A 13,488-nucleotide genomic window follows, 5' to 3' on the forward strand; every position below is an offset into this window, starting at 1 on the left:
TAATGCATGACTCGCGGCGCTCACGAACACGACCGACGAACGCTCAGCGAGTGGAAAATGAATAATACGATAGAAAATTCCCCAAACAGACGTAAATAAACCAATTCTGGATTAATACGGCGGTATTTGCACGATGTTCGAACACACACCCGAGTCGGGGGTGTTGCCCTCGATAGTGCTTGTGTGTAAAGCGAGCACAACTCGATTCGCGCACGGTATCCGGGTGCGGTAATCTTTGTAGCGAACCTGAGTACATTTCGGGCCGACGCACGTACGGCGAACCCTCAGTGATGACTCTCTCACAGCAGACGGGCCGACGGTCGCGGTCGGCGACCGACCCGTTCGAACGCAATACGTATATGGGTGTGCTCGCTCGATTTCCGACAATGAACGACACGGTAGTACGGTGTTGTGCGGATGAGTGAGGTCCGCAACGACGTTCAGGCGTACACGCTCCGACTCGAACTCGTCGACGAGCCCGGCGAACTCCTGCGCTCGTTGCAACCCATCGCCGAACACGGGGGGAACCTCCTCTCGATTTTCCACGAGCGCGGCAACGTCACCCCGCGCGGCTACATCCCGGTGGAAGTCGACATCGAGGCGACGCCCGACCGCTTCGACAACATCGTCGAGGGGCTGAGCGAGGCCGGCATCAACGTCATTCAGGCCGGAACCGAGCGCTACAGCGAGCGCCTGACCATCATCCTCTCGGGTCACCTCATCGAGACGGACCTCTCGGACACGCTGACGCAGATAGAGGCGACCCGGAACGCGACGGTCACCGACATCTCGCTGTCCGCGCCCGCGGGCTCCATCGACGTCTCCAGCGCCCGCCTGCAACTGGCCGCCGAATCGGGGTCCACCGAAGACGTCCTCTCGGCGATGCGCGACATCGCCGACGAGAAGGACCTCCAGCTCGTCGAGCCGCTGACGGTGGGGGGTCGCGCGTGAGGCTCTGCGTCCTCGGTGCCGGCGCGGTCGGCAGCGCCGTCGTCGAACTGGCCGCCGAGCACGGCCACGTCGTGACCGCGTTCGCGGACTCCGAGAGCGCCGTCGTCGACGCCGACGGCATCGACGCCGACGCGGTGCTCGCGAAGAAGCGGGAAGACGGCGTGGTCGGCGACGCGGACCCCGAGTCGGTGTTCGACGCCGACTACGACGTGTTGGTGGAGGCGACGCCGACGACGCTCGGCGACGCCGAACCCGGCTTCTCGCACGTCGAGCGCGCGCTGGGCGACGACCGCCACGTCGTCTTGGCGAACAAAGGTCCGGTCGCCGAGCGCTACGCCGACGTGCGCGCGCTCGAAGCCGAGAGCGAAGGGACCGTCCGCTTCGGCGCGACCGTCGGCGGCGCGCTTCCCATCCTCTCGACTATCGAGGACGTGGGCCCGTCGCGCGTGTCGGCTGTCTATGGCGTGCTGAACGGGACGGCGAACTTCGTCCTCTCGCGGATGGCCGCCGAGGGCCTCGACTACGAGCACGTGCTCGCGGAGGCACAGGACCTCGGCGTCGCCGAGGCCGACCCGACCTTCGACGTCGACGGCACGGACACGGCGCTCAAGGGCGTCATCGTCGCCAATGTCCTCTCGGACGGCGAGACGGAGTACGCGCTCGACGACGCCGAAGTCGAGGGGATTCAGGAGCTTTCGGGCAGTATGCTCGACCTCGCCGCCGAGGACGGCCAGACGATTCGACTCATCGTCGAAGTCGCGGACGGCGCGGTTCGCGTCGGCCCGCGGTTAGTGCCCGAGCACGGGGCGGTCGCCCCGTCGGGAACGGAAAACGCCGTCCAAATCGAAGCCGACTACTGCGGTCGACTGGGTATCACCGGCCAAGGTGCCGGCGGTCCCGAGACGGCGAGCGCGGTGCTGACGGACGTCGAGCGGCTTGCCGACTGACGCCGGCGGTCGAGTCCGCGGCGAGAAGAGATGAAACGAGTCTGCTGACGGCGGGCGGCCGCAGGGTCGCCGGCGTCAGTCCGAGAGCGTCAGTTCCTTCGGCACCGACACCTCGCTCCGGATGGTGTCGATGACCTGTCCGTCGACGCGCTCGTTTTTCGTGAGTTCGATGAGCGAGGCGAGCTTTTCGAGCGGAATCTGCCCCGGCGCGTAGTCATTGTCGTCCGCGAGGAGGGGCGCGTATCCGAGCTTCGACCCGTAGAGGTGGCCGATGACGCGCGTGTGGCTCCCGATTTCGCCCATCGAGATGCCGGCGACGTCGATGCCGCGGTTGGTCGCGTCGTTGACGGCCTCCAAGAGCGTGAGCGTGTCACCTTGATTCTGGGGGAAGACGGCCACCTTGGCGACGTCACCGAACTCCGCGCACTGCTCGATGATGGCGTCGAGCACGTCGCGGTCGGGCGTCTCCTCGAAGTCGTGATGCGAGATGATGAGCTGCACGTCGTTCTCGCGGAACTCGTGGGCCAGCCACTCCTTGGCGCGGACGGTTTCGAGTTCGATGTCGACGAACTCCACGGCGTCGTACCGAGATGCGGAAAACAGGTCGTCCAGCCGGCCGGTGTCGCTCGCCTTTCCCCCGAACCAGCGAGCGCGATTGGTCGCGATTATCGGGAGTTCGCCGTCGTACGCGGCGAGTTGTTCGAGCGGGTCGTCCGCTTGGTCCATTCGGAATTCGATGAGGTCTGCCACCCCTCGCGCGTCCACCTCTCGTGTGAGGTCGTTTGTTGTCGCCGCCAGTGCAGACTCGTCGAGTTTCATGTGAACGCCTATCACCCCGCCGCCTATAAATGTTAGCTGTCGACGCAAGAGTTCTCACCTCCTCGTAGACGGTGAGAGACGCCGTTTTCGGCGGATTTTCAGGAACGTTCATCGATGATGTCGAGTTTGAGCCGAACAGTTATCAGTCCCAACTTGAATGTAGCCGAGAAATCGTCGATATTCGGGAGTCAGAGTCGGCCATCTGTTCTTCGACGGGGCGAACGGGCACCGGCAGTCGGCGTCCGTCGGCGACGCGATGCCTCCGTGAGCGGCCGGCCGTCCGGTCGTCCGGGACCCTCGGTTCGAACGGCGTTCGCTCGGGCCAAAACGGCTCTGTTTGAGCCGAATATGACTGTTCTCATTGAATATACTATATCTGATATAATTGGCGGATTATCGAGCACGACGCTCCCGAACCGAGACGCTTCTCGCTGTCGACGGTCGCGGGCGGTCCTCGGACGCACTCGCCGGCTCGGCGCGAACTGTCGCGTCGATGCGCCACGCGTGTTTCTTCAGGGCTCACCTCGCCGAAGCGACCCATTCGAGGAGGTTCGACAGCGTTCCGAGGTCGATGTCGTCCTGAGCGCGCTCGTCACTCACGATGGGCGCATAGGCGATAGACGCGCCGTAGAAAACCCCGATAACGCGGGTGTGGCGGCCGATATCTCCCAGCGCGTAGCCGGTGACTCGCACCCCCCGCTCGGAGGCGGCGTTGAACGACTGTAACAGCGCGAGCGAGTCCGACTTCTCCTCGGCGGCGACGACGAGCTTCGCCACGTCGCCGTAGTCACTACATTCTGATATTATCGTCGATAACTCCGATTTCTGAGGAGTCCTCTGTCGGTCGTAGTGGGAGACGATTAGTTCGACGTCATGCTCGCGCAGTTCGTCCCGAAGCCACTCGCACTCGCGGATCGTCCGCAGCTCCACGTCGACCATCTCGACGGCGTCGAACGCGGCGGCGGCCGCGAGGGTCTCCAGTCGGTCGGACTCGCCGGCGGTGCCGCCGGCCCACTCCGGCCGGTTCGAGACGATGAGCGGGAGCGTCCCGTCGTAGTCGTCGAGCGCGTCGAGCGGGCGGGTCGCCCCGTCCATCCGGAACTCGACGTAGTCCGCGATGCCCTCCGCGGCCGCCGCTTCGGTCAGCGTCTCGGTCACTCCGGCCAACGCGTATGCGTCCGCTGCCATGGAACTCGATACCGAACACTCGCATAAAACAGTTCCCCGCCGAGCGCTCCTCGGCGTCATCTGTCAGTCCCCCGAAACCCGACGCTCAGTCACGCACGTCCGCGTTTCGATACTGTTGGAACGGTACGAGAGTCACGGAATCCCCGTCGTCGACGCCGCTCCCCCGACTACAATTACAACATTAATTCTGTAATCATCATGGTCTTACAGGCCAAATTCGTTTCAACGATGTCGAAACGAGAGGCGTCTGTGGCGGCGGGTTTCCGACCGAGACGAACTTACCGCCGCCACCAAGATTTAAATCGGGGAGTTCCGTATCCCTCAGTATCGATGGTTACGCAGCAAGTCCTAGTCACGGGTCCGTTCGGTGAGGCGGGCGAAGCGATTCTCAACCACCTCGCAGAACGCGACGAGTACGAGTTCACGTATCTCGACCGGACCGAACATCCGGAGTACGAGACGTTCGTCGCCGACATCGCGGATTACGAGGCCATCCGCCCGGCGTTCGACGGGCAGGACGCCGTCATCCACCTCGCCGCGCAGTCCGACGCGGGCGCGGCCTTCGAGGACATCGTCGAGCCGAACATCATGGGGACGTACAACGTCCTCAAGGCGATGGAGGACGCCGGCGTCGAGAAGCTCATCTACGCCTCCTCCCAGCGCGTGATGGGGCTGTACGAGGAGGACCTCGCGCCCGACCTCTACGAGGAGGACTACCCCAGCGAGTACGACCCGCTCCGACTCACCCACGAGACGCTCCCGAAGCCCGACGGCTACTACGGGGCCTCGAAGGTGTTCGGCGAGCACATCTGTCGGACGCACGCCCGCCGCGACGGCGCGCCGAGTCAGGTCTACTCGATTCGCATCTCCAGCGTCCGGACCGAGCGGTACGACCACCCCTACGGCGACGCGGAGCGCGGCGTCGACCGCGGCGACGAGCACAAAGTCGAGGAGGGCGAGGTGTGGGACCAGTCGCAGACGGGGTCGTGGGAGCGCGGGAGTCCCGAGTACGAGGAGATGGTCAAGCGGCTCAAGGCGACGTGGACTTCCCAGCGGGACTTCGCGCACCTGCTCGAATGCTGTCTCGAAGACGAGTCGGTCACCTACGACACGTTCTACGCCGTGAGCGGCAACAAGGCCCGCTGGTTCGATATCGACCACGCGAAGGCGGTCCTCGACTACGAACCGGCCGACGACGGCTCCGAGTGGGACAGCCCGCCCGAGTGAGACGACGAAAAACCGTCACCGCGAGCGACGGCCACGCCCGGCGGCGGTGAGATACCTCGCTCAGTACTGCTTGATTTTCAGCTCGATGATGTTCTTCTTGTTCAGGAGCGCCGGCCCGAGTTCCTCTTCGATGCGGCCGTCCTCGATGCGGCTCATCGGGCCGCTGATGCTTATCGCACCGACGGCGTCGTCCGGTTCGGAGACGATGGCGGTCCCGACGGCGCAGACACCGGGGTAGTGTTCCCCGCGATTGATGGAGTAGCCTCGGTCGCGAATCGCTTCGAGTTCCTCGTGGAGCGCCTCGCGGTCGGTGATGGTGTCGTCGGTCAGGGCCGGGAGGCCGCGGCGGTCGACGATGCGGTCGACCTCGTCCCGCGAGCGCTCCGCGAGCATCGCCTTCCCCGTCGCCGTCGAGTGGAGATAGAGGTGGTCGCCGAGCGGCGCGTCGTCGTCGATGGACTCCGGGCTCTGGGCCTTGTAGAGCTGGACGGCGAACCCGTTTTGCTCGACCGTGACGTTGGTGTGCTCGCCGGTCTGTTCTTTCAGTTCGTCGAGCTCCGGCTTGGCGACCCGGTACAGCGCCATCCCGTCGCGCATCGCCCCGCCCATCTCAAGAAACCGGAGGCTACAGCGGTACTCGCTTCCGACCTTGGCGACGTAGTCGGTGTCGACGAGCGTCGCCAGGTGGATGTGCGCCGTGCTGACCGGCATCTCCATGTCCTCGGCGGTCTCCGACAGCGTCGCGCCGTCGACCTCGCGGAGGTATCTGATGATGTCGAACGCCTGCTCGACGCTCTGTATCCGCCGCGAGCCCGACCCGGTGGAGTTCGTCATGTCCCGACCATGGGCCACCGCGTCCCTAATAGCACCGATTCGTTTCAACGATGTTGGATTTCGAGGTGGCGAACGCTTCGGCCACCGGCGTCACGTGCCGAGGCGTCGCTCGTCGTCGGTCGGGTTCTCGGGAAAAAACGCGGGCCGCGCGGATGGCATGACTGTCGGTGGGCGGACTGTTCGGAGCGTTCGCAGTCGCTGTCCGCCGCGTCTTCGGTGGCGTTACTGAATCGAGTCCTCGGGACCGACGATGGTCAGGTTCTCGAACAGTTCGTCGTAGCCGTTGAGTTCGTAGAGATACTCGCCCTCAAGGACTTCCTCGCGGACGGAGTCCTCGGCGCTGAGCTTCTCGTGGGCGCGTTCGAGGACCTCGTCGGCCCCCTCGCGGGGGATGACCGCCAGCCCGTCGTCGTCGCCGATGACGATGTCGCCGGGGTCGACGCTGACGCCGCCGACGGAGACGGTGACGTTGATGGAGCCGGGGTCCTGCTTGAGCGGTCCCTGCGGGTTGACGCCGCGGCCGTACACCGGGAACTCCATCTCGGCGATTTCCCGGCTGTCGCGGTACGCGCCGTCGATGACCAGTCCGGCGAGGCCGTTGGCCTGACACGAGGTGCACATCAGTTCGCCGACGTGGCCGGTGTCGGTGTAGCCGTCGCAGTCGATGATGAGCACGTCGCCCGGCTCGGTCAGCGTAATCGCCTTGTGGATGATGAGGTTGTCGCCGGGCGCGGCCTTCACCGTGACCGCGGTCCCGGCCATCTCGACGCCGTCGTAGGCGGGGCGAAGGCCGGCGTCCATGGTCAGTCCGATGTTGCCGGTCACGTCGGAGACGATGGTGCTCGGAATCTCCTCGAACGCCTCGACGAGTTCGCGGTCCGGTCGCTCTACGTCGGGCTCTATCGTGTGCATACCCGACCCGATGCGGACGATTCACGTTAAACTATCGGTCGGTCGAACGCTTGCGGTCCGCGTCGCGCCTCGCGGGCGCGCTTCGGGCCGGACTGCCGTCGCTCGCGGTGACGTGAGAGCCGGCGAAAGGGAGAAGGGCGCAGGTACGTGTCGCGTGGTGAGTCGGTCAGTCGCGGGGCTCGGAATTCGACTGCGGCGTTACTGCTTTTCGATGCCGAGTTCGTCGACGAGGTTGCCGTAGAACTCGTACTGCTGGTCGAGGAAGTCCTGGAGCTCGTCGGGGCCGCGTTCGACGCGGATGAAGTTGTTGTTCTCCATGAACTCCACGAACGAGTCGTCCTCGTAGACGGCGCTGTACACGTCGGCGAGCTGTTGTTTCAGCTCGTCGTCGATGCCGGCGGGCGCGAAGTGCGCGAGCCACGAACCGATGGAGATGTCGAGGCCCTGGTCAGCGAGCGTCGGCGTGTTCGGCAGCGCCTCGACCTGCTGGTCGAACGCCACGCCGAGGGCGGACAGCCCGCCGTCTTGGACCTGCGGGGCGACCTCGGCCGCGCCGACCGCGGTACAGTCGACCTCGCCGTTCACGACGGCCGTCATGGCCGGGGCGGCTCCCTCGTAGGAGATGTGCTCGACGTTGACGCCCGCCTCGCTGGCGATGCCGGCGGCCGCCATGTGCCACGACGAGCCGAACCCGGAGTTCGCCATCTGCAGGGTGTTGTCCTGCCCGTAGGTAATCCACTCGTCGAGCGTGGAGAACTCGGCGTCCTCGCTGACGACGAGCGCCGCGGGGAACTCGGTGTACTGCATGATGGGCGTGATGTCGTCGGGGCTGAGGTCGGCGATTCCGAGGTGCTCGAACAGCGCGATTTCGGGGGCCGTACAGCCGATGGTGTGGCCGTCGGGGTCGGCGTTGGCCGCCGCGTTCATCCCGACCGAGCCGGAGCCGCCGGTCTGGTTGCTGACGTTCCACGAGACTTCGGTGTGGTTCTCGGCCGCGTCGGCGACCGCGCGGCTCGTTCGGTCGGCCCCGCCCCCGGCGGACCACGGCGAGATAATCTCGACCGGGCGGGAGGGCCACTCTTGCTCTCCCGAGAGGCTGCCGAGACAGCCGGCCGAGAGCGCAACCCCACCGACGCCGGCGGCCTTGATGAAGTTCCGTCTGTTCAGCGCGCTGCGTCCACTCCGATTGCTAATGGTGTCGTCTCCCATTGTACCCGAATGTTTGAACAATCCATACAATAAGCATTGTGGTCGCTCCGAATATGGCGCGGCGGTCGATATCGCGTGCGGTCGGACGGTTCGCGCCGCCGCGAGCGCCGGGTCTGCATAGAGAGTCGCGCTCGACGGCGCGCGAGCAGACTCCGCGAGCCGCGGGTCCCCGTCGACCGACCCCGCAAGCTTCTCCCCCAAGAACGTAGATTTATACCCCGGCGGTTTTCAAGGAGATGTATGCGCGGGTTAGCCAAAACGAGCCGAGAGCCCGGAGCTATGGAACTCGTCGACGTCGAGACGCCCGAGCCGGCGTCGAACGAGGTCCTCATCGAGGTCGACTACGCCGGGCTCTGCGGGAGCGACGCGGGAATCTACAAGTTCAAGTCCGCCTTCGAGCGGATGGAGATGCCGACCATCATCGGCCACGAGTACACCGGCCGCGTGGTCGAACGCGGCGACGACGCCACCCGGTTTTCCGTCGGTGAGCGCGTGGTCGAGCGGCCGATTCGCGGCTGCGGCGAGTGTTTCCAGTGCCAACTCGGCGAGGAGAGCATCTGTCAGGACGCGGTACTGACCGGCATCGACCTCGACGGGGCGTACGCCGGCTACATCGCCGTCCCCGAGTCGGCGCTCCAGACGGTCCCGTCGAACGTCGAACCGAGACACGCGGCGCTCGTCGAGCCGACGGCGATCTGCACGCGCGCGGTCATCCGGAACTCTCGCGTCAAGGCCGGCGACCGAGTGCTCGTCGCCGGCCCGGGGCCCATCGGATTGCTCTGCGCGCAGGTGGCTGCCTCGCAGGGCGCGGAAGTCGTCGTCGCGGGCGTGGGTCGGGACACGAACTACCGACTGCCGCTCGCGGAGGAGCTCGGCTACCCCGCGGTCAACATCGAAGAAGACGGCCTGACCGCCACCCAGCGCGACCTGACCGGCGGCGTCGGCTTCGACGTGGTGTTCGACACGACCGGCCACCCGTCGGGACTGCCGATGGCGGTCGAGCAGGTCCGCAAGGGCGGCCAGATCGTCCTCGTCGGCCAGACCGGCGAGACCACGATGGAGTACACGCCGCTCGTCCGCGCGGAGGTCGACCTCCAGTGTACCTACGGCGCGACCTTCGAGGACTTCGAGCGGGCGTTCCGACTCATCGGCTCGGGCGACGTGGACCACGCCACGTTCCTCGACGACCGGTTCCGGCTCACCGAGTCCGAAGACGCCTTCGAGGCGTTCCTCGCCGGCGAGACCTGCAAGCCGGTGTTCGACGTTTCGGTCCTTCGGGACTGACGCGACCGATACCGTCTGGTTCGCATCTCGCTCCTCTCAGTCACCGTTCCGTCACCCCCGTCCGCGTTCCGGTCGACATCTGCGTTCGGAGCGGCCGCTCCGCGGTCGGTCGTCTGAAAAGCATGCCGTTGGTGGGCTATCGAGGGAGGTGACGCCGCCGGTGCCGCTCGGTTCGACGGGGCGGGGTCACTCCGGGCGGGGGTCCCACTCGCGCTCGACGAGGAAGTCGTCGAGTTTGCCCTTGGGGTCCTCGAAGACGTGCGAGCCGTGGAAGACGAGAAGCGTCTCGAAGTCGTACTGCAGGAGGTCGTAGAGGTTGATTTCGGCGGCCTCGTGGTCGTCGTTGAACAGCGCCGGCGGCGGGAGGAGATACCCCGCGGGGAGGCCCGCGCGGTCGGCCCCGTCGAGGGCGTCCCCGGAGATGAGGATGCCGCGGTCTTCGAGCAGGAGCGCCGACGTCGCCTTCGTGTGGCCCGGCACCTCGATGACGCGGATGTTCCCGTCGAGCACGTCGCCGTCGGTGAACGTCACGTCCGGTTCGTAGTCGATGGCCTCGTGGAGCTTCGACTCGTTGGCCGACGCGACGAGTTCGGGGTCGAACGCCTCCATCACCGACGGGAGGCCGCCGTGGTGGCCGTGGTCGCCGTGGGTGATGATGACGCGGTCGACGCCGCCGTACTCCCGCTCCAGAACCTCGACTAACTCGTCGCCGTCCTCGTCGAAGCCCGTGTCGACGAGCGTCGTCTTCCCCGCCGGCGTGTCCTTCAGGACGAGGACCCGGACGTGTTCGAACTGAATCTGGTCGATACCCTCGGTGACGCTGCTAACACTCATTCCGGTGGAACAGTAGTTCGCAGCGCTGGTTAATTCTATCGATGGACGCGAAACGCGGCGTCGCCGTCGACGAACGTATCTGATTCGTGACTGTTCCGGCCGGCGGCCGCGACCCGTCCGTTGGCGGCTTTCCGTCGGTGGGAGCCGGTCCCGAGCGTAACGGGATGGTCACTTCGACCACAGCTCGTCGTTCGTGTCGAAATCGTGACTTTCAGCGCCGAACGGGCGCGGAAAGACCAATATGTTTATTACACACGATTGCTTGGTATCATACCACGAGGCAGAACAAATAATGGTGATTCAGAAAGTCGGGGCCGCCCTTGATAGAATCGGCTTGGAGAGCGTTCGTTCAAGTCCGCTGTCAGTCTTCTTCATCCTGTTTTCGGTCGTCGTCATTTTCTTCGCGAGCCGGTTCCCGTCGGGGGACGGCGTCGGGCCGTCGTTCTTCCCGATAGCGGTGTCGGTCGGCATCATCTTGTTCGCGGGTATCGACGTACTGACCGGTTCCGAGACGGAACTCGAAATCTCGGAGTTCGACTTCAGGCCGGCGGCCGCCGTCGCGGCGTTCCTCGTCGGATACGTCCTGTTGATGCCGGTTTTGGGGTTCCTCGTGTCGACCATGCTGTTCATGCCGGTCGTCCTCTACTACTCGAACATCCGGTCGAAACTGCTGGGTGCGGCGCTATCGATTGGATTCCCGATCGCGCTGTTCTACATCTTCGCCCGGATTTTCCTCGTGCGCCTGCCTGAAGGGGTTATCCCGGTGTCACGGCTGCTGCCGCAGCTTCCGCTGGTGGTGACCTTCTGATGGTCGTCGAATACATCACCCAGGCGCTCGTCAACCTCGCCGACCCGTTCGTCCTCCTGCTCATGGTCGGCGGGATACTCCTCGGCATCCTCATGGGCTCGATTCCGGGGATGACCGCGACGATGACCATCGCGGTCCTGCTGTCGTTCACCTTCACGATGGAGCCGAGTCAGGGGATGATTCTCCTGTTGGGCATCTACGGCGGCGCGGTCTACGCGGGGTCGATTCCGGCGATTCTCATCCGCACGCCGGGCACCCCGTCCGCGGCGGCGACCATCTTCGACGGCCACCCGCTCTCCCAGAAGGGCGAGGCGGGTCGTGCGATTCGCGTGAGCACCATCGCGTCGTTCGTCGGCGGCGTCATCAGCGTCTTCGCGCTGATGTTCTTCTCGCCGGTCATCGCCGACGCCGCCCTCCGGTTCCGGTCCCCGGAGTTCTTCGCGCTCGCCTTCTTCGGACTGACCATCATCGCCAGCGTGAGCGGCGACTCGCTCACGAAGGGCATGGTCTCGGGGCTGCTCGGGATGCTCGTCGCGACGGTCGGTATCGACCCCGTGACCGGCTTCCACCGCTTCACGTTCGACGTCCCCGAACTGCTCACCGGCGTCGAGTTCATCGCGGTCATGATCGGCCTGTTCGGCATCGCCGAGGGGCTCCGCAAGTACTCCCAAGGCATCAACAGCGGGAACGACCGCGTCGACCAGGAGATAACCGGCGTGTTCCCCTCGCTTTCCGACCTGCGGTCCATCGCGCCGGTCAGCGTCGGGTCGGGCATTCTCGGCTCGTTCATCGGCGCGATTCCCGGTGCGGGCGGCGACATCGCGGCGTTCATCACGTACAACGAGGCCACCCGCTGGCTCAAAGACAGCGTCCCGTCGTTCGGCGAGGGGAACATCCGCGGCGTCGCGGCCGCCGAGTCCGGGAACAACGCGAGCACCGGCGGCGCGCTGATTCCGACGCTGACGCTCGGCATCCCGGGCGACTCCGTCTCCGCCATCCTCATCGGCGCGCTGTTGGTCCACGACGTGAACCCCGGTCCGGGCCTGTACCAAGAGGAGCCGGTCCTGCTGTACACTATCTTCGTCGGGTTCCTCCTCATCTACGTGTTCATCCTCATCTTCGGCATGCTCGGCGCGAACTACTGGGCGCGGCTCATCAACATCCCGAAGTCCCACATCTGGCCCGTCATCCTCGTGCTGTGTGTCATCGGAGCCATCGCCCTCCGCGGCAACGTGTTCGACGCGTGGATTATGCTCGGCGCGGGCGTGTTGGGCTACGCGATGCGGCTCCGTGGCTACCCGCTGGCCCCGATGGTGCTCGGGCTCATCCTCGCACCCATCGCGGAGGAGAATCTCCGTCGGTCACTCGTCCTCTCGGGCGGCTCGCCGACCATCTTCCTCACGAGCCCCATCGCCCTCGTCATCATCCTGCTCGGTCTGGGCGCGATTGCGCTGCCCGCCGTGCGCTCGATTCGCGCTAACGCGTAACGCCGCTTCCGTCCCCGCCGCTTTTCTCACGCCGCGTTCGGTCCGCCGTCTGGTTTCCTCTCGTAGTTCTCACCCGAGTTGGGAACCGACTGCCCGGCGTTATCGACGCTCACGGCGCTTCGACGGCTAGCAACGCGAGCGCTCGGAGTCGATACCGGAGCGGGCCACTCGAACTGAGCGGCTGTGTTCCGAGGATGTTGAAATACAGTGATAATTTTCTACTAGTGGGATGCGAAATTACAGACATAGAGATGTAACGAAAATGGGGCGATTTCGGTCGAATTACGACATCATTGAAAGGTGTGCCCGTCCGACGGTCGACGCCGCGTGTTGGCGGGGGGGACGGCCGTCGAAACGGCGAATCGCGTCGACGCGGCGCTCGGCGGTCGCTTCGAGTGGGATTCGGCGAAACGATATTATATCCCACCGTGGTACACACGGGTATGGTCGTTGTTGCAGCGGTCGACCGTTCAGGTCGGTCATCACACGTTGTCGCGGAAGCCGCATCGCTGGCGGCGGCGTTCGACGAACCGGTCCACGTCGTCCACGCGCTGACCCGCTCGGAGTTCGTCGACCTCGGGCTGACGAGCGCGCAGGCCGAAGCGCCGAAGGACATGGAACAGATTCGGTCGGCCGCCGCCGAGATGGCCGAAGACTCGGTATCGGGGCTGGACGTCCCGTCCGAGACGGTGGGGCTGGTCGGCAGCCCGGCCGACGAAGTCATCGAGTACGCCGAAGCCCAGGACGCGAGCTACATCGTGGTGAGCCCGCGACGCCGCTCGCGCACCGGAAAGATGCTGTTCGGGAGCGTCGCCCAGTCGATTCTCCTGAACGCGCCGTGTCCGGTCGTTTCGACGCTCGCCGACGAGGAGTAGCGTCGCTCCGGGGCGATTCGCCGACCGGCCGCCGCTCGGTGCCGACTGTCGGACGCCCGTTACACGCGGCTGAGAACGCGCGTTTCCCTTTTTAACGCCGCTCGTCGTAGCGT

13 protein-coding genes are annotated in these 13,488 nt (G+C 65.3%); 7 read left to right on the forward strand and 6 right to left on the reverse strand.

Translation table 11 applies throughout. The features are described 5' to 3' along the window. The first annotated feature begins 417 nt into the window (after positions 1-417). Complete coding sequence (locus tag NDI65_RS12445) at positions 418-951, forward strand: hypothetical protein (RefSeq protein ID WP_004970351.1); 534 nt, start codon at positions 418-420, stop codon at positions 949-951. Continuing rightward, positions 948-1,898, forward strand: a complete 951-nt coding sequence (locus tag NDI65_RS12450; RefSeq protein WP_089779264.1) for a homoserine dehydrogenase — start codon at positions 948-950, stop codon at positions 1,896-1,898. The genes NDI65_RS12445 and NDI65_RS12450 overlap by 4 nt, the downstream gene beginning before the upstream one ends. 75 nt (positions 1,899-1,973) lie before the next feature. Here NDI65_RS12450 and NDI65_RS12455 read toward each other — a convergent pair whose 3' ends face one another. Beyond that, positions 1,974-2,717: a type I 3-dehydroquinate dehydratase gene (locus NDI65_RS12455; RefSeq protein WP_042662963.1), complete on the reverse strand. Its 744-nt coding sequence runs from the start codon at positions 2,715-2,717 to the stop codon at positions 1,974-1,976. A 519-nt stretch (positions 2,718-3,236) separates the two neighbouring features. Then, a complete protein-coding gene (locus NDI65_RS12460) occupies positions 3,237-3,905 on the reverse strand; it encodes a type I 3-dehydroquinate dehydratase (protein ID WP_089779262.1) in 669 nt (222 codons plus the stop codon). A gap of 330 nt (positions 3,906-4,235) precedes the next feature. Between NDI65_RS12460 and NDI65_RS12465 the strand changes: the two genes are divergently transcribed. Then, on the forward strand, positions 4,236-5,132 hold the full coding sequence (locus NDI65_RS12465; protein ID WP_042662942.1) for an NAD(P)-dependent oxidoreductase: 897 nt from the start codon (positions 4,236-4,238) through the stop codon (positions 5,130-5,132). A 60-nt stretch (positions 5,133-5,192) separates the two neighbouring features. Here the strand turns inward: NDI65_RS12465 and NDI65_RS12470 are convergent, their stop codons facing one another. The 3 genes from NDI65_RS12470 to NDI65_RS12480 all read right to left on the reverse strand — a co-directional run bounded on the left by NDI65_RS12470 (position 5,193) and on the right by NDI65_RS12480 (position 8,087). After that, the gene (locus NDI65_RS12470; protein WP_089779260.1) at positions 5,193-5,966 is read right to left on the reverse strand and encodes an IclR family transcriptional regulator; all 774 of its coding nucleotides are present in this window, start codon (positions 5,964-5,966) and stop codon (positions 5,193-5,195) included. A 222-nt stretch (positions 5,967-6,188) separates the two neighbouring features. Then, positions 6,189-6,878, reverse strand: a complete 690-nt coding sequence (locus NDI65_RS12475; RefSeq protein WP_089779258.1) for a 4-carboxy-4-hydroxy-2-oxoadipate aldolase/oxaloacetate decarboxylase — start codon at positions 6,876-6,878, stop codon at positions 6,189-6,191. Between the two features lie 198 nt (positions 6,879-7,076). Further along, complete coding sequence (locus NDI65_RS12480; protein ID WP_042662945.1) at positions 7,077-8,087, reverse strand: tripartite tricarboxylate transporter substrate binding protein; 1,011 nt, start codon at positions 8,085-8,087, stop codon at positions 7,077-7,079. A gap of 240 nt (positions 8,088-8,327) precedes the next feature. On the opposite strand from NDI65_RS12480, the gene NDI65_RS12485 reads away from it, so the two are divergent. After that, positions 8,328-9,371, forward strand: a complete 1,044-nt coding sequence (locus NDI65_RS12485; protein WP_310893697.1) for an alcohol dehydrogenase catalytic domain-containing protein — start codon at positions 8,328-8,330, stop codon at positions 9,369-9,371. A 186-nt stretch (positions 9,372-9,557) separates the two neighbouring features. Here NDI65_RS12485 and NDI65_RS12490 read toward each other — a convergent pair whose 3' ends face one another. Beyond that, complete coding sequence (locus NDI65_RS12490) at positions 9,558-10,205, reverse strand: MBL fold metallo-hydrolase (protein ID WP_089779251.1); 648 nt, start codon at positions 10,203-10,205, stop codon at positions 9,558-9,560. 292 nt (positions 10,206-10,497) lie between these two features. Between NDI65_RS12490 and NDI65_RS12495 the strand changes: the two genes are divergently transcribed. From NDI65_RS12495 to NDI65_RS12505, 3 genes are all read left to right on the forward strand, one after another. Beyond that, the gene (locus NDI65_RS12495; RefSeq protein ID WP_089779933.1) at positions 10,498-11,013 is read left to right on the forward strand and encodes a tripartite tricarboxylate transporter TctB family protein; all 516 of its coding nucleotides are present in this window, start codon (positions 10,498-10,500) and stop codon (positions 11,011-11,013) included. Then, positions 11,013-12,500: a tripartite tricarboxylate transporter permease gene (locus tag NDI65_RS12500; RefSeq protein WP_042662953.1), complete on the forward strand. Its 1,488-nt coding sequence runs from the start codon at positions 11,013-11,015 to the stop codon at positions 12,498-12,500. The genes NDI65_RS12495 and NDI65_RS12500 overlap by 1 nt, the downstream gene beginning before the upstream one ends. A 443-nt stretch (positions 12,501-12,943) precedes the next feature. After that, on the forward strand, positions 12,944-13,375 hold the full coding sequence (locus tag NDI65_RS12505; protein ID WP_089779250.1) for a universal stress protein: 432 nt from the start codon (positions 12,944-12,946) through the stop codon (positions 13,373-13,375). The last annotated feature ends 113 nt before the right edge of the window (positions 13,376-13,488 follow it).

It is taken from the genome of Haloferax sp. S2CR25, from assembly GCF_031624535.1.
Classification (GTDB): Archaea; Halobacteriota; Halobacteria; order Halobacteriales; family Haloferacaceae; genus Haloferax; species Haloferax massiliensis.

Coding starts and splice junctions, on each gene's coding strand:
- NDI65_RS12490 (WP_089779251.1), bottom strand. CDS start 10,205: ATGAGTGTTAGCAGCGTCACCGAGGGTATCGACCAGATTCAGTTCGAA.
- NDI65_RS12460 (WP_089779262.1), bottom strand. CDS start 3,905: ATGGCAGCGGACGCATACGCGTTGGCCGGAGTGACCGAGACGCTGACC.
- NDI65_RS12485 (WP_310893697.1), top strand. CDS start 8,328: ATGCGCGGGTTAGCCAAAACGAGCCGAGAGCCCGGAGCTATGGAACTC.
- NDI65_RS12505 (WP_089779250.1), top strand. CDS start 12,944: ATGGTCGTTGTTGCAGCGGTCGACCGTTCAGGTCGGTCATCACACGTT.
- NDI65_RS12475 (WP_089779258.1), bottom strand. CDS start 6,878: ATGCACACGATAGAGCCCGACGTAGAGCGACCGGACCGCGAACTCGTC.
- NDI65_RS12480 (WP_042662945.1), bottom strand. CDS start 8,087: ATGGGAGACGACACCATTAGCAATCGGAGTGGACGCAGCGCGCTGAAC.
- NDI65_RS12455 (WP_042662963.1), bottom strand. CDS start 2,717: ATGAAACTCGACGAGTCTGCACTGGCGGCGACAACAAACGACCTCACA.
- NDI65_RS12470 (WP_089779260.1), bottom strand. CDS start 5,966: ATGACGAACTCCACCGGGTCGGGCTCGCGGCGGATACAGAGCGTCGAG.
- NDI65_RS12500 (WP_042662953.1), top strand. CDS start 11,013: ATGGTCGTCGAATACATCACCCAGGCGCTCGTCAACCTCGCCGACCCG.
- NDI65_RS12445 (WP_004970351.1), top strand. CDS start 418: ATGAGTGAGGTCCGCAACGACGTTCAGGCGTACACGCTCCGACTCGAA.
- NDI65_RS12495 (WP_089779933.1), top strand. CDS start 10,498: ATGGTGATTCAGAAAGTCGGGGCCGCCCTTGATAGAATCGGCTTGGAG.
- NDI65_RS12465 (WP_042662942.1), top strand. CDS start 4,236: ATGGTTACGCAGCAAGTCCTAGTCACGGGTCCGTTCGGTGAGGCGGGC.